At 71.0% G+C, this 23472-nt stretch carries 21 protein-coding genes; 4 read left to right on the top strand and 17 right to left on the bottom strand.

All coding sequences use genetic code 11. From position 1 onward, the window contains the following. Positions 1-4: 4 nt before the first annotated feature. The 5 genes from kdpC to P5P86_RS16560 all read right to left on the bottom strand — a co-directional run bounded on the left by kdpC (position 5) and on the right by P5P86_RS16560 (position 5532). A complete protein-coding gene (gene kdpC, locus P5P86_RS16540) occupies positions 5-628 on the bottom strand; it encodes a potassium-transporting ATPase subunit KdpC (protein ID WP_280608549.1) in 624 nt (207 codons plus the stop codon). Positions 629-633: 5 nt separating this feature from the next. Continuing rightward, on the bottom strand, positions 634-2661 hold the full coding sequence (gene kdpB / locus P5P86_RS16545; RefSeq protein ID WP_348537907.1) for a potassium-transporting ATPase subunit KdpB: 2028 nt from the start codon (positions 2659-2661) through the stop codon (positions 634-636). Next, positions 2658-4322: a potassium-transporting ATPase subunit KdpA gene (gene kdpA, locus P5P86_RS16550; RefSeq protein WP_280608551.1), complete on the bottom strand. Its 1665-nt coding sequence runs from the start codon at positions 4320-4322 to the stop codon at positions 2658-2660. Before kdpA ends, kdpB begins: the two co-directional genes overlap by 4 nt. Continuing rightward, positions 4319-4549 (bottom strand): hypothetical protein, encoded by a 231-nt coding sequence (locus P5P86_RS16555; protein ID WP_280608552.1) that lies wholly within the window; start codon positions 4547-4549, stop codon positions 4319-4321. Before P5P86_RS16555 ends, kdpA begins: the two co-directional genes overlap by 4 nt. 101 nt (positions 4550-4650) lie before the next feature. Continuing rightward, positions 4651-5532, bottom strand: coding sequence for an acyl-CoA thioesterase (locus tag P5P86_RS16560; protein WP_280608553.1), 882 nt, complete (start codon positions 5530-5532; stop codon positions 4651-4653). A gap of 130 nt (positions 5533-5662) precedes the next feature. Between P5P86_RS16560 and P5P86_RS16565 the strand changes: the two genes are divergently transcribed. From P5P86_RS16565 to P5P86_RS16575, 3 genes are all read left to right on the top strand, one after another. Further along, on the top strand, positions 5663-6886 hold the full coding sequence (locus tag P5P86_RS16565) for an acetyl-CoA C-acetyltransferase (RefSeq protein ID WP_280608554.1): 1224 nt from the start codon (positions 5663-5665) through the stop codon (positions 6884-6886). 88 nt (positions 6887-6974) lie between these two features. Then, positions 6975-7454 (top strand): MarR family winged helix-turn-helix transcriptional regulator, encoded by a 480-nt coding sequence (locus P5P86_RS16570; protein WP_280608555.1) that lies wholly within the window; start codon positions 6975-6977, stop codon positions 7452-7454. 109 nt (positions 7455-7563) lie between these two features. Continuing rightward, positions 7564-8823, top strand: a complete 1260-nt coding sequence (locus P5P86_RS16575; RefSeq protein ID WP_280608556.1) for a ScyD/ScyE family protein — start codon at positions 7564-7566, stop codon at positions 8821-8823. A gap of 96 nt (positions 8824-8919) precedes the next feature. On the opposite strand, the gene ettA is transcribed toward P5P86_RS16575, so the two are convergent. The 10 genes from ettA to P5P86_RS16625 form a co-directional block, all read right to left on the bottom strand. Beyond that, positions 8920-10602, bottom strand: coding sequence for an energy-dependent translational throttle protein EttA (ettA, locus tag P5P86_RS16580; RefSeq protein ID WP_280608557.1), 1683 nt, complete (start codon positions 10600-10602; stop codon positions 8920-8922). A 78-nt stretch (positions 10603-10680) separates the two neighbouring features. Beyond that, positions 10681-11220 (bottom strand): single-stranded DNA-binding protein, encoded by a 540-nt coding sequence (locus P5P86_RS16585; RefSeq protein WP_280608558.1) that lies wholly within the window; start codon positions 11218-11220, stop codon positions 10681-10683. Positions 11221-11455: 235 nt separating this feature from the next. Then, a complete protein-coding gene (locus P5P86_RS16590; RefSeq protein ID WP_280608559.1) occupies positions 11456-12409 on the bottom strand; it encodes an ABC transporter substrate-binding protein in 954 nt (317 codons plus the stop codon). Between the two features lie 14 nt (positions 12410-12423). Beyond that, entirely contained in the window at positions 12424-13077 is a 654-nt protein-coding gene (locus P5P86_RS16595; RefSeq protein WP_280608560.1) for an ABC transporter permease, read from the bottom strand. Then, positions 13074-13718 (bottom strand): ABC transporter permease, encoded by a 645-nt coding sequence (locus P5P86_RS16600; RefSeq protein WP_280608561.1) that lies wholly within the window; start codon positions 13716-13718, stop codon positions 13074-13076. Before P5P86_RS16600 ends, P5P86_RS16595 begins: the two co-directional genes overlap by 4 nt. Beyond that, complete coding sequence (locus tag P5P86_RS16605) at positions 13715-14524, bottom strand: ABC transporter ATP-binding protein (RefSeq protein WP_280608562.1); 810 nt, start codon at positions 14522-14524, stop codon at positions 13715-13717. The genes P5P86_RS16600 and P5P86_RS16605 overlap by 4 nt, the downstream gene beginning before the upstream one ends. Positions 14525-14531: 7 nt before the next feature. Beyond that, positions 14532-15473: a rhodanese-like domain-containing protein gene (locus P5P86_RS16610; RefSeq protein ID WP_280608563.1), complete on the bottom strand. Its 942-nt coding sequence runs from the start codon at positions 15471-15473 to the stop codon at positions 14532-14534. A 65-nt stretch (positions 15474-15538) separates the two neighbouring features. Continuing rightward, complete coding sequence (locus tag P5P86_RS16615) at positions 15539-17182, bottom strand: YfjP family GTPase (RefSeq protein ID WP_280608564.1); 1644 nt, start codon at positions 17180-17182, stop codon at positions 15539-15541. Positions 17183-17255: 73 nt separating this feature from the next. Beyond that, positions 17256-18986, bottom strand: a complete 1731-nt coding sequence (locus P5P86_RS16620) for a dynamin family protein (RefSeq protein ID WP_280608565.1) — start codon at positions 18984-18986, stop codon at positions 17256-17258. After that, positions 18983-20104, bottom strand: a complete 1122-nt coding sequence (locus P5P86_RS16625; RefSeq protein WP_280608566.1) for a PrsW family intramembrane metalloprotease — start codon at positions 20102-20104, stop codon at positions 18983-18985. Before P5P86_RS16625 ends, P5P86_RS16620 begins: the two co-directional genes overlap by 4 nt. A 58-nt stretch (positions 20105-20162) precedes the next feature. Between P5P86_RS16625 and P5P86_RS16630 the strand changes: the two genes are divergently transcribed. Further along, on the top strand, positions 20163-21620 hold the full coding sequence (locus P5P86_RS16630) for an aminopeptidase P family protein (RefSeq protein ID WP_280608567.1): 1458 nt from the start codon (positions 20163-20165) through the stop codon (positions 21618-21620). Positions 21621-21624: 4 nt separating this feature from the next. On the opposite strand, the gene P5P86_RS16635 is transcribed toward P5P86_RS16630, so the two are convergent. Beyond that, positions 21625-22509, bottom strand: coding sequence for a zinc ribbon domain-containing protein (locus P5P86_RS16635; protein ID WP_280608568.1), 885 nt, complete (start codon positions 22507-22509; stop codon positions 21625-21627). 56 nt (positions 22510-22565) lie between these two features. Continuing rightward, positions 22566-23411, bottom strand: coding sequence for an EAL domain-containing protein (locus P5P86_RS16640; protein WP_280608569.1), 846 nt, complete (start codon positions 23409-23411; stop codon positions 22566-22568). Positions 23412-23472 lie beyond the last annotated feature (61 nt).

Below are 23472 nucleotides of genomic sequence, written 5' to 3' on the forward strand. Positions count from 1 at the left end.
TGGCTCAGTCTGCCGGGTGCCCGGCGGCATGGGTGACAGCGAGGTTGAGCATGAGCACGTTGACGTAGGGCGCGCCGAGCACGCCGAGAGCACGGCCGTGGGTGTTCTCGGCGACCAGCCGCCGCACCGCGCTCTCGGAGAGATCGTTCGCCTTCGCCACCCGGGCCACCTGGAGGTCGGCGTACGCCGGCGAGATGGCCGGGTCCAGACCCGAGCCGCTGGAGGTGACGGCGTCGGCGGGTACGGCCGTGACCGGCACGCCCTCGCGCTGCGCGATCGCCTGGCGGGCCGCCTTGACGGCCTTGACCAGGCGCGGGTCGTTGGGGCCCAGGTTGCTGCCGTAGCTGCTGGTCGGGTCGTAGCCGTCGCCGGCGGCCGAGGGACGGTCGTAGAACAGCTTCGGATCGTCGACGACCTGGCCGAGCAGCTGTGAGCCGACCGCCTCCGCCGTCGAGGTGGTGTGGGCGCCGGTGGAGGTGACCAGGGAGCCGTTCGCGTGCCACGGCATGCTCACCTGCGCGACGCCGGTGACCAGCAGCGGGTAGGCGATGCCGAGCAGCACGGTGGCGCCGATCATCACCCGGAGCCCCGCGAGGCTGTGCCGGTAGAGCGCGTAGAGGTCCTTCATGTTCATCACAGTCCTGGGATCAGCGAGATGACGAGGTCGAGCAGCTTGATGCCCACGAAGGGAGCGATCAGGCCGCCGACGCCGTAGATGACGATGTTGCGGCGCAGCAGCTCCACCGCCGACGAGGGCCGGTAGCGCACGCCACGCAGGGCCAGCGGGATGAGCGCCACGATGATCAGCGCGTTGAAGACGACCGCCGAGACGATCGCCGACTGCGGGCTGGACAGGCGCATCACGTTGAGCACGTGCAGCTGCGGGAAGGCGGTGACGAACATCGCCGGCAGGATGGCGAAGTACTTCGCCACGTCGTTGGCGATGGAGAACGTCGTCAGTGCGCCCCGGGTGATCAGCAGCTGCTTGCCGATCTCGACGACCTCGATCAGCTTGGTCGGGTCCGAGTCGAGGTCGACCATGTTGCCGGCCTCCTTCGCCGCGGTGGTGCCGGTGTTCATCGCCACCCCGACGTCGGCCTGGGCCAGCGCCGGCGCGTCGTTGGTGCCGTCACCGCACATCGCGACCATCCGGCCCCCGCGCTGCTCGCGCCGGATCAGCGCGAGCTTGTCCTCGGGCGTCGCCTCGGCCAGCACGTCGTCGACGCCGGCCTCCTCCGCGATCGCCTTGGCCGTGATCGCGTTGTCGCCGGTGATCATCACGGTGCGGATGCCCATCGCGCGCAGCTCGGCGAACCGCTCCCGGATGCCCTGCTTGACCACGTCCTTGAGGTGCACCACGCCGAGGACACGGGCCGGACCCTCGTCGCGCTGCTCGGCGACGACCAGCGGCGTGCCGCCGGTGCCGCTGATCTGGGCGATCAGGATCTCGGTGTCCTCCGGTACGGCGCCGCCGGTCTCGGCCACCCAGGCCGAGACGGCGCTGCCGGCGCCCTTGCGCAGCCGCAGCCCGGGCGCGTCGATGCCGCTCATCCGGGTCATCGCGGAGAACTCGACCAGCTGGGCCTGCGCAGGTGCGGCGAGGTCGCGCTCGACCAGTGCCACGATGGAGCGCCCCTCGGGGGTCTCGTCCGCCAGGCTTGCCAGCACCGCCGCGTCCTCGAGCTCGCGCAGGCCGACGCCGCCGACCGGCAGCAGCTCGCTGGCCTGCCGGTTGCCGTAGGTGATGGTGCCGGTCTTGTCGAGCAGCAGGACGTCGACGTCTCCGGCGGCCTCGACCGCGCGGCCCGACATCGCCAGGACGTTGCGGCGTACGAGCCGGTCCATGCCGGCGATGCCGATCGCACTGAGCAGGGCACCGATCGTGGTCGGGATGAGGCACACCAGCAGGGCGGTCAGCACCAACCAGGACTGGTGCGCATCGCTGTAGTCGGCGAGGTAGTACAGCGTCCCGCAGACCACCACGAAGATCGCGGTGAGGGTGGAGAGCAGCACGTTGAGCGCGATCTCGTTGGGGGTGCGCTGCCGCTCCGACCCCTCGACCAGGGCGATCATCCGATCGACGAACGACTGGCCGGGCTCGGAGGTGATCCGCACGACGATCCGGTCGGAGAGCACGGTGGTGCCGCCGGTGACGGCGCTGCGGTCGCCGCCGGACTCGCGGATCACCGGTGCGGACTCGCCGGTGACGGCCGACTCGTCGACGCTGGCCACGCCCTCGATGACGTCGCCGTCACCGGGGATGCGCTCGCCCGCCTCGACGACGCAGACGTCGCCCTTGCGCAGCTCGGTCGAGGCGACCGTCTCGACGACGCCGTCGCTCCGGCGCCGGCGCGCGATGGTCTCCTCCTGCAGGGCGCGCAGGCTGGCCGCCTGCGCCTTGCCCCGGCCCTCGGCGACGGACTCGGCGAGGTTGCCGAAGAGGACGGTGAGCCACAGCCAGACCGTGACGAGCCAGCCCATCACGGACGGGTTCACCACGGACAGGACGGTGGTGGCGGCGGCGCCGATCTCGACGATCAGCATCACCGGCGTGCCGAGCAGGGCGCGCGGGTCGAGCTTGCGTACGGCGCCCGGCAGCGCCGCGACGAGCTGATCGGCGGTCAGGATGCTGGGCTGGGACACGGTGTGGGGACTGTTCACGAGAGGGACTCCGCGATCGGACCGAGGGCGAGCGCCGGGACGTAGGTCAGGCCGACCACGACCAGCGCGACGCCGGTGAGAAGGGCCACGAACAGTGGCCGGTAAGTGGGCAGGGTGCCGGCGCCGGCGGGCTGGTGCCGGGCTGAGGCGAAGCGCCCGGCCAGGGCGAGCACGAACACGATGGGCAGGAAGCGGCCGAAGAGCATCAGCACACCGAGCAGGGTGTTCCAGAACGGCGTGCCCGAGGTGATGCCGGCGAACGCCGAACCGTTGTTGTTGGCCGCGCTGGTGACCGCGTAGAGCGCCTCGGAGAGGCCGTGGGTGCCACCCACCGAGAGCCCGGCGAGCCCGGCGCCGGCGGTGACCGCCACAGCGCCGCCGAGCAGGACCAGCGTCGGCGTGGTGAGGATGTAGAGCGCTACCAGCACGATCTCGTGCTGCCCGATCTTCTTGCCCAGGTACTCCGGTGTGCGGCCGACCATCAGGCCGCAGAGGAACACCGTCACGATGGCCAGCATGAGCATGCCGTACAGCCCCGAGCCGACACCGCCCGGTGCGATCTCACCGAGCATCATGTTGAACATCGCGATGCCGCCGCCGGGGGCGGTGAAGCTCTCGTGCATGGAGTTCACCGCGCCGGTCGAGGTCAGCGTGGTGGCGGCCCCGAACAGGGCGCTCCCCGCCTCCCCGAAGCGGGTCTCCTTGCCCTCCATGGCGGCGCCGGCCAGCCGGGTGGCGGTGCCGGCGCCGGACATCTCGGCCCAGGTCAGCAGCGAGACGGCGGCGGTGGCGAGCACTGCCATCGTGGCCACGATCGCGCCGCCCTGGCGCTTGTCGCGCACGATCAGCCCGAAGGCCCAGGCCATCGCGAACGGGACCAGCAGGATCAGGTAGACCTGCAGCAGGTTGGTGAACGCGTTCGGGTTCTCGAACGGGTGGGCGCTGTTGGCGTTGTAGAAGCCGCCACCGTTGGTGCCGAGCTCCTTGATCGCCTCCTGGCTGGCGACCGGTCCACCGGTGATCGTCTGGTGGCCCCCGCCGAGGGTGGTCACGGCGTGGAAGGCGTGCCAGTTCTGGATCATCCCGCCGGCGACGAAGATCAGGGCGGTGACGAAGGCGATCGGCAGCAGCACCCGGACGGTGCCGCGGACCAGGTCTGTCCAGAAGTTGCCCAGCCGTCCGCCGAACCGGGATCGGGCCAGCCCGCGGGCGAACGCGGCGGCGACAGCCATGCCGACCGCCGCAGAGGCGAAGTTCTGCACCGTCAGCCCGGTGGCCTGCAGCACGTAGCCGGCGGCCGCTTCGCCGGAGTACCACTGCCAGTTGGTGTTGGAGACGAACGAGACGGCCGTGTTCCAGGCACCCGCCGGGTCGAACCCGGCGAAGCCGAGGCTCTGGGGCAGGTGCGGCTGCAGCCGTGCCACGGCGTACAGGATCAGGACGCCGACCATGCTGAAGCCGAGCACCGACATGGCGTAGGAGCGCCAGTGCTGGTCGGCGTCGGGGTCGACGCGCATGATCCGGTACGCCGCCCGCTCGATCCGCAGGTGACGAGGGCTGGTGTAGACGTGCGCCAGGTAGCGACCCAGCAGCGGGACGGAGACGACGAGCGCCGCGACCAGCAGCAGGAGCTGCAGCACCGCGGCCGTCGTGGCGCTCATCGGCGCACCGTCCCGGTCAGGGTGACGCCGTCGACGTCCGGCGTCCGGCGGGGGTCGCCGTCGGTGCCGTCGGGGTCGTCGGGGTCGTCGGTGCCGTCGGGGTCGGTGTCGGCGGAATCGGAGTGGGGGTCGGGATCGGGCTCGAGGCGGGAGTCGATGGCTCCCACCAACAGGGCGAGACCAGCGAAGCTGAGCAGGGTCAGCGCCAGGTAGACGAAGTCGGACACGACTCAGGTCTAGCTCCGCCGTAGGGGCCTGCTGTGCTGCCTTGACGCTTCCTTGACGGTGCCGCTGACCGGCCTGACGCTTCCTTGACCGGGGGACGGTCCTAGTCGTGGCCGAGCGACTCCAGGGCCGCCCGGAACCTCGCCGGGGGCGCGACCGGACGGCCGCTGGCGACATCGAAGGAGACCAGCACGATCCGGCTACGGCTGAGCACGACCGGCTTCGCGCCGCTGGCCCGATCGACGTCGTTGTCGACGATCTCGCTGTCGAAGACCATCGACGTCGAGCCGAACCGGGCCACCCAGGTGTAGATGTCGTACGGCGCCGGCCGCAGCGAGATCGGCGCTCGGTAGGTCACCTCGGCCTGGGCCACGACCACGCTGGGGCGCTCATCGAGACCGAAGGCCTCGGCCACCTTCGCCATCACCGCGATGCGGCTCTCCTGGAAGTACTCGAAGTACTTCACGTTGTTGACGTGGCCGTAGACGTCGACGTCGGAGAAGCGCACCTTGATCGGGTAGTGGCCCAGCTCGAGGTGGCGCGCCTCGCTGACCTCGACGCCGTGCGGGTGCAGCACGTCCTCGGGATGCAGGTAGACGCTCAGCGCCTCCCGCTCGTCGCGGCTGATCCGGCGGGGCGCCCGGTGCTCGAAGACGTACGGCGTGAGCAGCGTGGAGGCGCGCAGGTAGACGGTGCGCTGGTCGCCGTGGTCCGAGGAGTGCTCGCGGTAGACCTCGTAGGCCAGGGTGAACGAGGCCGCCCGGATCTCGGTGACCCAGACGTCGACGAACACCGGGTGGTGGTCGAAGTGAAGGGGCTCGAGGTAGGTGATCTGGTGGTTGGCCACCAGCAGGCCCTCGGCCAGGCCGTCGGTGTGCGGGCTGCGGGCGTGCACCCGCAGCATGTCCACCCGCGCCTCCTGGAGGTAGTCGGCGTAGACGACGTTGTTGACGTGGCCCAGCATGTCCAGGTCGGCCCAGCGCATCGGGCACTCGTAACGGTGTCGCACTCCTCGATCCTGCCAAACGGTTCGCGGCCCCTGTCGCCGTACCCGACAGGCGGGCACTATGGTCAGCAGAACCTGCTTCATACTCGCGAGTAACAAGGAGTGCTTCATGCCCGAGGCCGTCATCGTCTCCGCTACCCGATCCCCGATCGGGCGGGCCAACAAGGGATCCCTCAAGGACTTCCGGCCCGACGACCTGGCGGCCCTGATCACCCGCGCCGCGCTGGACAAGATCCCCGCACTGGACCCCAACACCATCGACGACTACCTCCTCGGCTGCGGCCTGCCCGGCGGTGAGTCCGGCAACAACATGGGCCGCAACGTGCCGGTCCTGCTCGGCTACGACAAGGTCCCCGGCACCACCATCACCCGCTACTGCTCCTCCTCGGTGCAGACCACCCGGATGGCGTTCCACGCGATCAAGGCCGGCGAGGGGGACGTCTACGTCTCCGCCGGTGTCGAGACGGTCTCCCGGTTCGCCGCCGGCACCTCCGACCACATCCCCCACACCCACAACCCGCTCTTCGACGAGGCCAAGGCGAAGACCAAGCAGTACGCCGCGGGCGGCCAGGTCTGGCACGACCCCCGCGAGGACGGCCTGCTGCCCGACGTCTACATCGCGATGGGCCAGACGGCCGAGAACGTCGCGCAGCTCAAGGGCGTGAGCCGCGCCGAGCAGGACCAGTTCGCTGTGCGCTCGCAGAACCTGGCCGAGAAGGCGATCGCCGACGGGTTCTGGGCCCGCGAGATCACCCCCGTCACGCTCGCCGACGGCACCGTGGTCTCCGCCGACGACGGCCCCCGCCCCGGCGTCACCCTGGAGGCGCTGGCCGGCCTGCAGCCGGTCTTCCGCCCCGACGGCACCGTCACCGCCGGCAACTGCTGCCCGCTCAACGACGGCGCCGCCGTGGTGGTCATCACCTCCGAGGCCAAGGCTGCCGACCTCGGCCTGACCCCGCTGGCCCGGATCGTGGCGACAGGCGTCTCGGGGCTCTCTCCCGAGATCATGGGCCTGGGCCCCGTCGAGGCGTCCCAGCGTGCCCTCGCCTCGGCCGGCATGAGCATCTCCGACATCGACCTGGTCGAGATCAACGAGGCCTTCGCCGCCCAGGTGATCCCCTCGGCCCGCGAGCTGGGCCTCGACCCCTTCGACGACACCCGGTTCAACGTCAACGGCGGCGCTATCGCCGTCGGCCATCCCTTCGGCATGACCGGCGCCCGGCTGCAGAACACCATGCTCAACAGCCTCGAGTGGCACGACAAGACCACCGGTCTGATCACCATGTGTGTCGGCGGCGGCATGGGCATGGCCCTCATTCTCGAGCGCTGCTGACGCGCGGATCTCGCGAGTTCGGGTCCGGCGCGCGCGTGTGGACCCGAACCTGATACTTCCCCGATTCAACATCTCCTAGGATCAACACATGACCGAGGAGACGCGCTGGCTCGACGCCGCACAGCAGCGGTCCTGGCGCGGACTCGTCATCGGGATGACGCTGCTCGTGGACCGCCTCGACGACGACCTGCGCCGGGGGTTCGACCTGTCCATGGCCGAGTACGAGATCATGGTGCGGCTCTCGGAGTCCGAGGGCACGCTGCGGATGGCCCAGCTGGCCAGTGCGATGGGGCACTCCCGGTCCCGGGTGACGCACACCATCGCCCGGATGGAGAAGGCCGGGCTGGTGGAGCGCCGTACGTCGCAGGTCGACGGCCGTGGTGTCGACGCGGTCCTCACCGAGCGTGGCTGGGAGGTACTGCGGGAGGCCGCTCCGCTGCATGTCCGCGGCGTGCGGGAGAACCTGGTGGACCTGGTCCCCGCCGATGACTTCGCGACGCTCGGCCGGGTGATGAACCTGGTCGCCGACCACCTGATCTCGGACCGCCCGGACATCGAGATCCGCTGATCGGCGATACCCCCGCCAGCATGGGGCGTATACCCAGGTCGGGGGTTTCCCGGCCGATGCCTGCTGATGCAGCGTCTGGGGTGAGTCATCTTCTGCAAGGAGGCAGAGCATGTCGAACATTCCCAGACTCACCACCGCTGCCGCGGTCCTCACCCTCGCAGCGGCCTCACTGATCGCCGCTCCGGCGGCCTCGGCCCACCACCCGGGCTCCCACCATGGCCATCACAGCACCCACGGTCAGGGCTGGACGGCCCCCAGCGAACACGTGCTGGCCAGCGGCCTGCTCTCACCCCTACGCGCGGCCGTCAGCGACAACGGCACCGCCTACGTCTCGGAGAACTTCGCCGGCAAGATCGACAGGATCGGTCGCAACGGCACCAAGACCACCGTCTACACCGATCCGAACGGCTATGAGGTCGGCGGGCTGTCCACCCTGGGCCGCTACGTCGCCTTCACCGTCACCCAGAGCGTGGGCGAGGGCGAGAACCTCGACAGCTGGCTCAAGGTGCTCACGCCGTCGGGGAACGTGCGGACCATCGCCGACATCCACGCCTACGAGGCGGCGAACAATCCGGACCAGGGCACGACGTACGGTTTCCGGGACGCTGACACCTCCGACCCGGCCACCGCTGCCTGCCTGGCGAAGTGGAACACCGCCGAGAACGGCCCCGCCACCTACACCGGCCAGGTCGACTCCCACCCGTACGCCACCTACGTCCTGAACAACGGCTGGACCTATGTCGCCGACGCGGGTGCGAACGCGATCTTCCTGGTCTCGCCGTGGGGCCAGATCAGGACCGTCGCCACGCTGCCGGCCATCCCACAGACGATCGACGCCACGACGGCGACCGGGCTGGGGCTCGACCCCTGCTTCGTCGGCCTGACCTACTACTTCGAGCCGGTCCCGACCGACGTCGAGGTGGGCAGCAACGGCACCGTCTACGTCACCAGCCTGCCGGGCGGTCCCGAGGGCCCGCAGTCGGGTGCACGCGGGAGCGTCTTCGCCATCAGCGCCCACGCTGCCTACCACGGCAACTTCCGGCTCCACCCCGGACACCACCACGGCAACGGCTACTACGGCCACCAGGCCCGCCAGGTCGTGACGGGCCTGATGAGTCCCACCGGGTTGGCGGTCGCGCCGCACGGCACCCTGTACGTCGCCCAGCTGTTCGGCGACTCCATCGCGAAGGTGAGCATGGGCAGGTGGGGAGGCCAGATCACCGGGACCATCGCCACACCCTCCCCGGGTGAGGTCGAGTGGACACCCCGCGGGCTCTACTTCACCAACAACGTGCTCTCCGGCACGCCCGATGATCCGCACGGCAACACCACCACGCCGATGGGTCAGCTGATCAGGTACGGCCGCTGAGCTGTCGCACATGACAGATCCGGCGGTGGTCCGGGGCAATCTGCGGCCCCGGCCACCGCCGGATCGTGTCGTCGGTGGCGCCCGCGGGCGCTCCTGCTAGTCCCGGGTCAGGCGGCGGTGGGTCACCCGGTGCGGGCGGGCGGCGTCGACGCCGAGGCGCTCGACCTTGTTCTCCTCGTAGGCGGCGAAGTTGCCCTCGAACCAGAACCACTTGCCGCCGTCCTCGTCGTCGCCCTCCCAGGCGAGGATGTGGGTGGCGATGCGGTCGAGGAACCACCGGTCGTGGGAGGTGACGACGGCGCAGCCCGGGAAGTCGAGCAACGCGTCCTCGAGCGAGGACAGCGTCTCCACGTCCAGGTCGTTGGTCGGCTCGTCGAGCAGCAGCATGTTGCCGCCCTGCTTGAGCGTCAGGGCGAGGTTGAGCCGGTTGCGCTCACCACCGGAGAGCACACCGGCCTTCTTCTGCTGGTCGGGGCCCTTGAAGCCGAACGAGGCGACGTAGGCGCGGCTGTTCATCTCGAAGTTGGCGACCTTGATGAAGTCCAGGCCGTCGGAGACGACCTCCCAGACGTTCTTGTTGGGGTCGATGCCGCCGCGGCTCTGGTCGACGTAGGAGATCTTCACGGTCTGGCCGACCTTCAGGTCGCCCGCGTCGGGCGCCTCGCCGCCGGTGATCATCCGGAACAGCGTCGTCTTGCCGACGCCGTTCGGGCCGACGACCCCGACGATGCCGGCGCGCGGCAGCGTGAAGGAGATGTCGTTCCACAGGGTGCGGCCCTCGAACGCCTTGGTCAGGTCGTGGGCCTCCAGCACGACGTCACCCAGGCGCGGGCCCGGCGGGATGTTGATGTCGGCGGTGTCGACCTTGCGGGCCTTGTCCGCCTCGGCGGCGAGCTCCTCGTAGCGGGCCAGGCGCGACTTGGACTTGGTCTGCCGGGCCTTCGCGTTCGAGCGGACCCACTCGAGCTCCTTCTCCAGCATCTTGGCGCGCTTGGCGTCCTTCTGCCCCTCGATCTTGAGGCGCTCCTTCTTGGTCTCCAGGTAGGTGGAGTAGTTGCCCTCGTAGCCGTGGATGGAGCCGCGGTCGACCTCGGCGATCCACTGGGCGACGTTGTCCAGGAAGTACCGGTCGTGGGTGACGGCCAGGACGGCACCCGGGTAGTTCTTGAGGTGACCCTCGAGCCACTGCACCGACTCGGCGTCGAGGTGGTTGGTGGGCTCGTCGAGGAGCAGCAGGTCGGGCTGCTGGAGCAGCAGCTTGCACAGCGCGACCCGGCGGCGCTCGCCTCCGGACAGGTTGTCCACGAGCGCCTCCGGCGGCGGGCAGCGCAGCGCGTCCATGGCCTGGTCGAGGCGGGAGTCGAGGTCCCAGGCGTTGGCGTGGTCGAGCTCCTCCTGGAGGTTGCCCATCTCGGCCAGCAGGGTGTCGAAGTCGGCGTCCGGGTCGGCCATCAGCTCGGAGATCTCGTTGTACCGGTCGAGCTTGGCCTTGATCTCCCCGACCGCCTCCTGGACGTTCTCCAGGACGGTCCTGCCCTCGGTCAGCGGCGGCTCCTGCTGCAGCATCCCGACGGTCGCCTCGGGATCGCGGACGACATCACCGTTGTTCGGCTGGTCCAGGCCGGCCATCAGCTTGAGCAGCGAGGACTTGCCCATGCCGTTGGGACCGACGACGCCGATCTTGGCGCCGTGCAGGAAGGAGAGGGTGACGTTGTCGAGGACGACCTTGTCGCCGTGGGCCTTGCGCACATTGCGCAGGGAGAGGATGTACTCGGCCATGCGGCTAGGTTAGTTGGGATCGGCCGCTGGGGCCCGATCGGGGGCTGCCGCCGGACAGCCCCCGTGTGGTGAGCGTGCTCAGGCGGCTCCGGCCCAGCCCGGAGCGTCGGCCAGCGGAGCGCTCCAGTCGGCCGGACGGGCCGACTCCACCGGCACCTGGCCGGGCTCCGCGCCGGGCTGGTCGCCCGGAGTCACGCCTGCCTCGCCCGCGGGGGTCGAGCCGGCCCCGGTGCGCGGCGCGCCCTCCGCAGCGACGCCCGAGGCGGTCTTGGCGAAGGTGCTGAAGCCACGGCGCAGGTCGTGCCCGACCACCGTCGCCTCGATCTCGTGGGCCACCACCTCGGCGTGGCTGGCGTTCACCCAGGTGCGGGCGTTGAGCCGGCCCTGGACGATCACCGGATCGCCCTTGCGCAGCGACCGGGCGACGTTGTCGCCCAGCGCCCGCCACGCGCTGACCGAGTACCACTGGGTCTCGTCGTCGCGCCACTCCCCCGAGGATCGCTCGAGCTTGCGCGGGGTGACGCCGATGCGGAAGTTGGCGACGGAGTGGTCCCCGACGTTGCGCACGACGGGGGCGGCCACCACGTAGCCGTGGACGGTGATGTAGGACTCGTTCATGGTCTGGCTCCTTGTCAGGTTCAGCAGCATGCGCTGCACCAGCGAGCCTGCCGAGCAGCACCGACAGCGCCCGCCAGCCGGTCCGCTCCTGTGGATATCCCGCTCGCGAGCGCTCGCTGTGCACGAAGACCGACCGAACCCGGACCGGCCCCACCCGGCCCGCCAAACCCACCAGGACGCACGAGGCGGCCGGAGCGTCATCGCTCCGGCCGCCTCGCAGCGGTGGGACGTCGGGTCAGGCCAGGCCGTTGGCCTTCAGCCAGTCCCCCGCCACGTCGGCGGCCTTGGGCTTGTCGGGGCCGTTGAACTTCGTGTTGAGGTCGAGCAGCGACTGGGTCGTCAGCTTGGCCGAGACGGCGTTGAGCACCGCGTCGACCTGAGCGTTGTCGTGGTCCTTGCGGATCAGCGGGACGATGTTCTGCGCTGCCACCAGGTTCTTCGGGTCGCTCAGGGTGACCAGGTGGTTCTGCGAGATCGACGGCGTCGTGGAGTAGATGTCAGCGACGTCGACCTTGCCGGAGGTCAGCGCCTTGAGGGTCGCGGGACCGCCGCTGTCGCTGATCGGGGTGAACTTGATCCCGGTGATGCCGTAGACGCTCTCCAGGCCCGGGACGCCGTACGAACGGGTCTTGAGCTCGGGGTTGCCCGCCAGCGAGAGGCCGGAGACGTTCTTGAGGTCGGCGATCGTGTGCAGGTTGTTCTTCTTGGCGAAGTCGGACGTGACGTTGTAGGAGTCCTTGTCCTCGGCCGCCGAGGGCGTCAGCGTCGTCAGCGTGTCGGGCAGCGCCGCCTTGAGCGCCGTGTCGACCTCGTCGGGCGCCGTGGCGGTCGCCTTGGGGTCGAAGTAGGTGAGCAGGTTGCCGGTGTACTCCGGGAACAGCGAGATCGAGCCGTCCTTGAGGGCGCCGATGTAGGCCTCACGCTGACCGATGTCGAGGTGGGTGGAGGCGTCGATGCCCTTGGCCTTGAGCGCCTGGGCGTAGATCTCGGCGAGGATCTCGCTCTCCCCGAAGGAGGCCGAGCCGACGACGATCGGCTGGGCCGACGAGCCAGAGGCAGCCGAGGAGGCCGACGTGTCCGAACTCGACTCCGAACCGGAGGCGGTGTTGGTCGGGTCGCTGCCGCAGGCGGCCAGCGTCAGGGTCAGACCTGAGGCGGCGGCCAGAGCGACCAGTCGGGTGACCTTCATGGTTTCTTCCTTACTCATCGTTGGGTGGAGAGAGCGCGTTGGACGACGGCGAACACGCCGTCGAGGACGAGGGCGAGCACCACGATGACGACAGAACCCGCAACCATCTGCGGATAATCCCGAACCGCGAGTCCGTCGATGAGGTAGCGCCCGAGGCCACCCAATCCTGGGTACGCCGCGACGGTCGCCGTGGCAATGACCTGCAGCACAGCCGCCCGCACCCCGCCGATGATCAGGGGCAGGGCGAGCGGCACCTCGACCTTGCCGAGGACCTGCCACTCGGTCATCCCGATGGCGCGCGCGGCATCGATGGTGGCGCGGTCGACGGCCTCCAGCCCGGCGTAAGCGCCGGCGAGCAGCGGCGGGATGGCGAGCACCACCAGCGCGATCGTCGGCGGCGCGAGCCCGATGCCACGCCACAGCACCATCAGCACCACCAGGCCGAGCGTCGGCAGCGCTCGCAGCGCGCCCGTCAGCGCGATCGCGAGCCCGCGCAGCCGACCGGTATGGCCGATCCACAGCCCCAGCGGGATCGCGATGGCGGAGGCGATCACGACGGTGAGCGAGGTGTAGCCCAGGTGTTGCGCGATCCGGTGCGGGAAGCCGTCGTCACCGTGCCAGTGGGAACCGTCGGTGAGCCAGGAGATGCCCTCGGAGAACGCGCTCATCGGGCGCTCCTGACCCGCAGCCACGGCATCGCCAGCCGGCCGATGAGCACCCAGAGCAGGTCGAGCAGCAGGGCGAGCACGACCACGCAGATGATGCCGATGATGATCTCGGTGGTGAAGTAGCGCTGGAAGCCGTCGGTGAACAGCGAGCCGAGGTTGCTCACCCCGATGAGCGGCGAGATGGTCACCAGGCTGACGGTGCTGACCGAGGCGACCCGGACGCCGGCGAGCAGCACCGGGCCGGCCAGGGGCAGCTCGACCTGGAGGATCCGCTGCCAGGTGGAGTAGCCGCTGGCCCGGGCCGCGTCGACGACGGACTCCGAGACGCTGCCGAACGCGCCGGCGGCGGTCCCGACCAGCAGCGCGACGGCGTAGATCGTCAGCACGATCAACACGTTCTTCGGATCGAGGAAGGAGGTGCCGAGCAGGCCGGGGAGGATCACCAGCAACGGCAGCGAGGGAATGGTGTAGAGGACGCTGGCCAGGCTCAGCAGCGCCTTGCCGCCGATGCGCCAGCGCCGCGCGGCGTACCCGATCGGGAGGGCGATGACGAAGCCCAGCACCACCGGGATCACCGACAGCCACAGGTGGCGCCAGGCCAGCCCGCGGATGTAGGAGAAGTTGTCGAAGAACCAGGTCACGCCAGCACACCGGTCGCGCGGCCGTCGGAGTCGATCACCACACGCTGGCCGTCGACCTCCTCGATCCGCAAGGTACGCCGGCCCTTGTCCAGGCCGACGAAGCTGCGCACGAAGTCGTCCGCGGGCGAGGCGAGGATCTCCTTCGGCGTGCCGACCTGGGCGATCTCTCCGCCCTTGCGCAGGATGACGACCTGGTCGCCGAGGAGGAAGGCCTCCTCGATGTCGTGGGTGACGAAGACGATCGTCTTGTCCAGGTCGCTCTGCAGGCGGTGCAGCTCCTGCTGCAGCTCGGCGCGGACGATCGGGTCCACCGCGCCGAACGGCTCGTCCATCAGCAGGATGTTGGGGTCGGAGACCAGCCCGCGCGCGACTCCGACGCGCTGCTGCTGGCCGCCGGAGAGCTGCCCGGGATAGCGGCCGGCGAGCGCCGGGTCGAGTCCGACGGTCTCCAGGGCGGCCAGCGCGCGGCTGCGCGCCTCGCGCCGGCCGACGCCACCCAGCCGCAGCGGCGTGGCGACGTTGTCGACCACCTTGCGGTGCGGGAGCAGGCCGGCGTGCTGCATCACGTAGCCGATCGAGCGACGCAGCTCGACGGGGTTGCGGGTGGCGACGTCGACGTCGTCGATGAGCACCTGGCCGCGGGAGGGGTCGACCATCCGGTTGACCATCCGCAGCAGGGTGGTCTTGCCGCACCCGGAGGAGCCGACGAAGACGGTGGTCGTGCGGGAGGGCAGGACGAGGCTGAAGTCGCGGACCGCCTCGGCACCGCCGGCGAAGGTCTTCCCGACGGATCGGTACTCGATCATGCGGTCATCATGACGCGTGCGAGGCCGCGCCGTCAGCGGCTCGCTCGGCGGGAACGACCTGCTCGACGCCCGTCACGCCCGGTACGACGGGCAGCCCGGCGGCGGTCCAGGCCTTGATCCCACCCTCGACGTCGGCGGCCGGGATGCCCAGCGAGGCGAGCGCGGCGGCGGCCAGCGAGGAGGTGTAGCCCTCCTGGCACAGCACGATCCACCGCTGGCCCTGCACCGCCTGCGGCAGGCGGGCGTCGGAGTCGGGGTGCACCCGCCACTCGAGGTGGTTGCGCTCGACGATGATCGAGCCGGCGATCTCGCCCTCGACCTCGCGCTGCCACACCGGCCGGATGTCGACGATCAGGGCGCCCTCGGCCGCGGCGGCCGCGGCCTGCTCGGGTGAGAGCCGCGTGATCCCGGAGCGGGCGGCGCTGAGCATCTCGTCGACCGTGCGATAGGTAGGTGTGGCGATCTCCGGGTCGTCGGTCCAGCTGGTGGCGAGTCGCTGCAAGGCCCCGTCCTCTGCGTCGTAGAAGTTCATCAGGGCCAGCGGCGGCGAGTAGGCGTGCACGCTCACCGCGACCGGCTCGGCAGTGTTGCACACGTCGTGTACGTAGTGCTCACCGAAAGTGACGGTCGAACCAGTACCCCGTTCCAGCTCGCGCAGACGTCCGGCCTCGACCGGTCCAGACCACACCGACTCGGTGAGGGTGCCCTCCACGACGGTGAACGCGCCGCTGGAGCCGCCGTGATCGTGCAGCTCCGTGCCCTGGGAACGCGTCCAGCTGATCAGCCAGACGTCGACCTGGTCGTCGCAGTGCAGCCGCACGTGCCAGCGCTCGTCGGGGTCGGCGTGGACCTCGTGGCGGCCCTCGCGGACCTCTTCGGCGTAGCGCTGGGTGAGCTCGGCGAGCTCGGCCCGGGACAGGGCCGGGCGCGCGATCGAGACGACGGACATGCCGCCGACTATATCTCTAGTTATTCAGTAGAGAAACTTTCGACCGGCCAGCGGACGCGTGTCGCCTACTTCAGTGCCCTCGTCACGCCGTCGCGGAAGCGGGCGTACGCCGCCAGCTCCGCCTGCACCGGCCTGACGACGAGCTCCTCGGAGACCTCGGCGACGGCGGTGCGCAGCCGCTCGTCGGCGGCAGCCGCCCGCGTCTTCGCCGTACCTGCCACGAGGGCGCGGCAGACCAGCGCGAGCACGATGCCGAGGACGACCGCCGCGATCAGGATGGCCAGCGGCAGGGCGACCCCGGCCACCTTCGAGGTGTCGTCCAGCCCGCCCGACACCGCCGCGGCGACCGTCCAGACCGCACCGCCCACGGCGGCGAGGATCAGCAGCCACTGGAGCACCCGCACCACGCCGGCCCACACCGGCAGCCTGGCCGCGCCGAGGTCGACCCCGCCGAGCGCGGCGTCGATGCGGTCGTTGAGGTCGCCGATCCGGGAGACCGAGGCGGCCCGGATGGACTCCTGCCACGGTGCGCCCAGGCCCGAGCCGGTCTCGTCGGCCAACGCACGGACCTCGCTGTCGACCCGGGCGCGCTGCACCGAGGTCGCCTCCGGCACCGACGTGCGGGCCTGGCCGGTCAGCACCCTGCCCTCGGCGCCGAGATCGAGGTGCAGCCGCTTGAGCGGGTCGGGCTTGAGCGCGGAGAGCCACGACACCAGCGGCCAGCCGGTGGCGCGGCCGGCGCGCATCCGGGTGGCCCGCTCGACGGCGTCGACCACCGTGGGCACGCCCGCCGCCTCGGCGATCGCGTCGTCGAGCGCGTCGATGCGGCCCTGGTCGAGCTTCTTGGGGGCCGCGTCGCCGGACGCGTCCCGCATCCGGCCGGCCAACGTCCGCACGTCGGCCTCGATCCGGCCCTTGGTCGCCTTCTTGTCCGCCACCCGACGCGCGATCTCACCGCGCAGCTCGGGGATGCCCCAGCCCAGCCGGGCGGAGACGGCGATGACAGGCACCTTCTGCAGCCCGTCGTTGTCGAGCAGGCGGCGGACGTCGTCGATCATCGACTGGCGCCGCTCCTCGGGCACCTTGTCGATGTGGTTGAGCACGACCACCATGACCTCGTCGTGGGTCTTCAGCGGCTCGAGGTAGCGGTCGTGGATCGCGGCGTCGGCGTACTTCTGCGGGTCCAGCACCCAGACCAGCATGTCGGCCAGGGCTACCAGTCGGTCCACCTCGAGGTGGTGGGAGAGCTCGGTCGAGTCGTGGTCGGGCAGGTCGAGCAGCACCACGCCGTCGAGCTCGTTGGACTCGCGCCGGGTGTCGAGCATCGAGTCACGGGTGGTCTGGTGACGATCAGGGATGCCGAGCCACTCCAGCAGCTCGCGGGCCCCGGTGGAGCCCCACACGCAGGCGGTCGCCCAGGAGGTGGTCGGGCGACGTACGCCGACGGCCGACAGCTCGAGGCCGGTCAGCGCGTTGAAGGTCGAGGACTTGCCCGAGCCGGTCGCGCCGGCGATGCCGACGACCGTGTGCTCGGAGGAGAGCCGCATCCGGCTGCCGGCGCGCTCGGCGATGGCGCGGGCCTCGCCGACCATCTCATCGTCGAGGCGCCCCTGGGCCGCCTCGGCCGCTTCGGCGAGACCGCCGAGGCGGTCGCCGATGTCGCTCCCCAACGTCTGCAGGTGCTGGGCTCCCTCGAGCGACGACGACATGCTTCCCCTTCAGCGGTAGTGTGAACGCGCCCCAGCCTAGTGGCCGGGTACGCCGATCGTCTCAGCGAGCGGATCAGTCGAGCGTGCGCTGCATCGCGTAGCGCACGTCGTCCACCCCGCGGGCGGCCTGGCGCAGCCGGTCCGGCGCGCCCGCGTCCACGGTGAGCACGTCGAGGACACCGGTGTAGCGCGCCTCCTCCTCGGCCAGCAGGGCGTCGACCCGCTGCTCGAGCGCGGCGCGCGCCCGCGTCGCGAGGTCACGCACGGCCTGGTCGCCGAAGACGGCCTCCAGCAGCTTCTGCCCGACCACCGCCGTACCTCCGGCGATGCCGACCTCGGCACCCGTCAGGCCGGCGGTGTTGGCGAAGACCACCACCATCAGCGCCACCCCGAGGCCGTTGACACCGTAGGCCAGGAAGCGGGCGGCGGACTTCTTGTCCTCCCCCTCCGCCCGCACCATCTCCAACACGTCCTGCTGCCAGTCCCGGACGGCACGCTCGGCCTTGCTGCGTAGCGCGCGGCTGGCTCGACCGAGATCGCCGGGAGCATCCGCGAGCAGGCCACGGCCGGCCTCGGTCTGCTGCCAGGCGGCCTCCGCCCGCTCGGCGGCGGCCTCCGCGTGCTCGAGGATGAGGAGCTCGAGGCCGGACTCGACAGCGACGCTGACCCGCTCGGCCTGCTGCGGCTTGCCCTTGACCGCGTTGACCATCCGGTCGCGCAGCTTGCCGACCCGGTTCTCCAGCGACTTCAGCAGCTCGCCGGTCCCGACGAACTCCTGCCAGCGGGCAAGCACCTCGCCGCGCAGCAGGGTGCCGTCGGCGGTCGCGGCCACGATGGCGCTGCGCGCGTTCCCGTACGCCGCCTGCACGTCGCCGCGCAGCCGGTCCAGCGCATCGCCCTGCGCCGCGGCGGCGTCGGCGAGCGGGTGCACGTTGAAGGTCAGCGCCCGGACGGCACCGTCGAGGGTCTGGGTGACCACCGCCTGGCGGGCGGCCGCGTCGTCGGCCAGCATGTCGAGCCAGCCGCGGACCTCGGCGACGTGCGGCGCGGGCAGCAGGCCCTCGCCGCTGACCTGCCCCTCGTGCACGATGAACAGCGGTGAGTCCTTCAGCCCCCGGGCCGCGAGCATCCGGGCCAGGTGGGTGGCAACGGTCTGGACGGCGTCCTGCGGTGTGCGGTCGAGGACGACGGCCACGGCTGTCGAGCGCTCGGCGGCGGCCTTGAGGAACTCCCACGGCACCTGGTCGGCGTAGCGCGCGGCGGAGGTGACGAAGATCCACAGATCGGCGGCGGCGAGGAGCTGGGCGGCGAGGAGGCGGTTCTGCTCCTCGACCGAGTCCACGTCGGGGGCGTCGAGGATGGCCAGCCCGGCCGGGACCGTCTCGGAGGCGACCAGCTGCAGCGCTTTGGGGTCGTCGGTGGCGTGCTCGACCCGCTTGAGCTCCGGGAGCAGCCGATCCTGGCCGAACCAGTGCGCGTCGGCCGGGTTGTGCACCAGGACGGGTGAGCGGGTGGTCGGGCGCAGCAGACCGGGCGCGGTGACGCGCCTGCCGACCAGGGAGTTCACCAGCGTGGACTTGCCGGCACCGGTGGAGCCGCCGACCACGGCGAGCAGCGGGGCGTCGATGGTCATCATCCGCGGGATGACGTAGTCCTCGAGCTGGTCCACGAGCGCGGCGAGGGAGCGCCGCTGCTCGGCGGCGCCGGCCAGGTCGAGCGGTAGCGCGATGTCGTGCAGCGCCTGGTGGAGACGGACCAGTGCCGTCACCATCCGGGTGCTGTCGAACGCCCCAGCGGCTGTCATCTCGTCGGTACCACCTGTCCAGGGAAGGCGATCCGGGGCCGGACCGCACCAATTCTCGCGACGTACTCCTGCCCGCGGGCGACGAAGTTCGGTGGCGGGGTGCCACGGAGGAAGCGTGAGTGCAGGAACCCGAGCTCGATCGCTGCCTGCTGATACTCCCGCATCGCGTGCTCGCCCGCGGGACCGCCCCACCGGCGGGCGTAGGCACGGGCGCTGCGTCTGGCTCCCAGGTCGACCACCCAGCCGATGTCCGTGGCGGGGAGCAGGCCCCGGCGCGCGGCGTCCCCGAGCGCCAGCGCGAGCATCCGGCGCTCGGAGCGTCGCGCCCACATCGCGACGGCCGCCAGGCCCCCGACGGCCGGCAGCATCAGCACGAGGTATACCAGGACGACGCTGCCGAAGCCGAAGATCGTCGAGGCGTTCCAGGTGGCGTGGGCGAGCACCGCTACGCAGTACCCCCCGAGCGGGGCGAGCCACCGCACCCAGCGCGAGCGGGACCCCACGGCCAGGCCGACCCCGATCCCGGTGAAGGCGGTGAACATCGGGTGGGCGAAGGGGCTCAGCAGGCACCGTACGACGAAGGTCCCGGCCAGACCGCTCACTCCCCCGGGCCCGACGCCGTCGGTGCCGTTGTAGGCCGCGGCGAGGTAGAGGATGTTCTCGGTGAACGCGAAGCCGACGCCGATCAGGCCGGCATAGACGATGCCATCGAGGACGCCGTCGAGCTCGTCGCGCCGCCACCACAGCAGCATCACCAGGAAGAACCCCTTGCAGGCCTCCTCCACCACCGGCGCCACGATGGCGATGGCGGCGTTGTCGTGCAGACCCGTGACGACCCCGCCGACACCCTCGAGCACGATGGCGGCGAAGCAGGCGACGAACGCCCCCCACGTCATCGCGAGGGCGAGCAGCAGCCGGGGCTCGGGCTCGTAGCGATCCAGCCACAGGTAGAACAGCACCAGGGGCACCACCGGCACGCTGGCCAAGATGACGGCGAGTACGGTGTGGGTGGGCGCGCCGGACGCGGCGACGATGATCAGCACGGGGATGGATGCGAGCGCGACGAGCACGCTGACCACGATCGTGAACGCTCGGTTGCGCGGCGGTTTCACCCCCATGGGGCGAAGCCTATCGGTGCAGGTCGGGGACGGGGTGGCTCGGCGTAGCATTCGGCTCATGAGCGACGAAGCGGTGACCCCCGAGGCGACCCCTCACCCCACCGACCAGCCGGCTGAGAACCAGAGCGGCACCCGGCCCCACGACGACAAGGTGCCCGAGGCCTGGCGCGCCTTCATGATGCAGGGCTGGGGCGAGCGCGCCCTCGACGTACCGGCTCATCCGGTGGCACCCCACGCGGCCGCTCGGCGCGCCCGCCTGGCCGAGGCGTTCGCCGGCGAGCGACTGGTGATCCCCTCGGGCGGCTACAAGGTGCGCGCCAACGACACCGACTACCGCTTCCGGCCCGACACCGCTCACACCTACTTCACCGGCAACCAGACCTCGGACGCCGTCCTGGTGATCGAGCCCGACGGCTCGGCGGCGCTCTACGCACGACCCAGCGCGGGCAGCGACACCGAGGAGTTCTTCCGCAACGCGACCTACGGCGAGCTCTGGGTGGGCCGTCGGCCCTCGCTGGGTGAGCTCTCGGAGTCGCTCGGCCTCGAGGTGCGGCACGTGGACGGCCTCGAGGACGCCCTCGCGGGGTCCACCAAGACGCGCGTGCTGCGCGGCGTGTCGGCGTACGTCGACGGCCTGGTCGCACCCGACGAGGGCCTCGACGCCGACCTCGCCCGGGTGGCCAGCGAGCTACGGCTGAAGAAGGACGCCTGGGAGATCGAGCAGCTGCAGGAGGCCTGCGACATCACCGCCCTCGGCTTCGAGGACTCGGTCGCCGACTGGACGAACGCGATCAGGTACGGCGAGCGCTGGATCGAGGGCACGTTCTTCCGTCGTGCCCGCGCGCTCGGCAACGACCTCGGCTACGACTCCATCGTCGGCGGCGGCCGGCACGCGACCACGCTGCACTGGGTCGACAACACCGGCCCGATCGTCCCCGGCGAGATGGTGCTCCTGGACATGGGCGTGGAGAACCGCAACCTCTACACCGCCGACATCACCCGGACGCTGCCGATCTCGGGCAGCTACACCCCGCTGCAGCGCGACCTCTACCAGCTGGTGCTCGACGCCCAGCAGGCCGGCATCGACGTCGTCCGTCCCGGAGCCGGCTTCCGCGACCCGCACCACGCCGCGATGGCGGTGCTCGCGCACGGACTCGACGATCTCGGCCTGCTGCCGGTCTCGGTCGACGAGGCGCTCTCGGAGGACAACCGCACCTACGCCCGCTGGACCCTGCACGGCACCTCGCACATGCTCGGCCTGGACGTGCACGACTGCGCCCAGGCCGGCCAGGCCGCCTACGGCAAGGAGAGCACGCTGGAGGAGGGGTACGTCCTCACCGTCGAGCCGGGGCTCTACTTCCAGGACAACGACCTGCTGGTCCCCGAGGAGCTGCGCGGCATCGGCATCCGGATCGAGGACGACATCCTGGTGACGGCCGACGGCTCACGGAACCTCTCGGCGGCGCTGCCGCGCACGCCGGACGACGTCGAGGCGTGGATGGGCCGTCACCTCTGAGACCTCAGAGGCTGGTCCAGCTGATCCTCGCCAGCCCGAACTGGGCGGCGATCACGTTCCACGCCTGAGCGGTCTGCTGCTTGGGTGCGTGCGAGGCGGAGCTCGACCGGACGGCTGCGCTGCGCAGCGAGCCGCCGCCGCGGCAGGTGTGGTGGCGCCCCTTGTGCCGGGCTTCACCCCACCTGACGTAGGCACGGTCGGCGTCGGCGGCGGCGCGCAGGGCGTCGGTGAAGCTGGCGACGGCCGCACCGCCGCCCGGGAGCAGGCCGACCCGCAGGTCGGCGACCTGGGTGACCAGCCGATCGCGCGAGCTCGCCGCCTCCTCGAAGGTCTGCACGGCCTGGTGGAGGTGGCGGCAGGTCTCGAGCTCGCCGGCGGCGACGGCGATCTTCTGCTTGTCCGCAGCGGAGCGGCCGAGCAGGGCGCGCAGCGCCCTCGCCTGCGCGAGGGCCTGCGGGTCGATCGAGGCTCCCGACGACGGATCGGCGCTCGCGCTCGTTCCCGGGGCGTCGGTGGCGGCGCCGGTCGCGGTGCCGGTCCCTGCGCCGGTCCCTGTGGTGCTGCGTCGGTCGTCCCCGTCACGACCGGCGGCGAGCGTGCCGAGGCCGTAGGACACCGCCGCGACGAGGACCGCTGCCACTGCCACCCAGCCCCAGAAGCGTCCCCGCGAGCGGCGCCTGGGCGGCCGGCCGGCCGGCGGCAGGGGGCGGCGTACGGCGGTGTCGTCGGCCGGTTGCGCCATCAGCTGGTCCAGCATCGAGGGTCGTACGGCGGTGCGCTCGGGCGACTCGTCCGCTGCCGCGGTGCTCGCCGGGGTGCCGCACCCGGTGCAGAAGTTGTCGCCCGGGCCGAGCCGGTGGCCGCAGGCGGTGCAGAAGTGCTGGTCCACGAGCCGCAACCCTAGGCGGTGGCTCCACGCCCGGCAGACTCCTCGGCGCCGTCGTCTCAGACGTCGAGGTCGAGAGCCAGACCGTTCTTGGCCAGCGTGGCGAGCATCACCGCGCCCGGAACGGGCATGCCGAGGAGGTAGCCCTGGGCCTCGTCGACGCCCAGCCCGCGGGCGGTGCGGTACTGCTCGATGGTCTCGATGCCCTCGGCCAGGCTCACCGTGCCGAGGGCCGCCAGCATCTCGATCAGGTGCTTGAGGACCAGCTGGGCCCGCTCGCCGGACTCCGCGATCAGGCTGCGGTCGAGCTTGACCATGTCCCAGTGCCGGCTGTTGAGGAAGCCCAGCCTCGAGGAGCCGGCACCGCAGTCGTCGATGGCCAGCGCCAGGCCACCGGAGACCAGCGTGTTGGCACCGAGCTCGTGCACCGGGAGCCAGCGGTCGGCCCCGCGCTCGGTGATCTCGGCGATCACGCGCACGTCCTCGGGCCAGGCGATGTCGGCGATCCACTGCAACAGCGGCTGGTTCGGACCGAGCTGGGCCGGCTCGAGGTTGAGGTGGATGGTGAGCGGCTCGGCGACGATGTCGCGGGCGAGCGCCATCGTGTGCCAGGCGTCCTCGACGATCCGCCGGGTCAGCGCGTCGATCAGCCCGTGCTCGGTGGCCGCTTCGACCAGCGCGACCGGCGAGATCGCGCCGATCTCGGGGTGCTGGGCACGCAGCAGGGCCTCCCAGCCGATGACGCGATCGCGGCGTACGTCGATGATCGGCTGGTAGGCCGTCGCGACACCGCCGTTGGCCAGCAGCCAGCGGATCACGTCCACGCCGAGTCTCACCTGATCCCCCGCCCGGGGACGGGGCACGGCGACCATGGGCAGGCCGGCCGCCGTGAGTTCAGGATCCACCCCCGCTCCTTCGGCCCTGGGGCCGTTCACCTGAGGCCCATGGTCCACAATGTTGCCGCCT

The sequence above is a fragment of the Nocardioides sp. BP30 genome (assembly GCF_029873215.1).
Taxonomy (GTDB): domain Bacteria; phylum Actinomycetota; class Actinomycetes; order Propionibacteriales; family Nocardioidaceae; genus Nocardioides.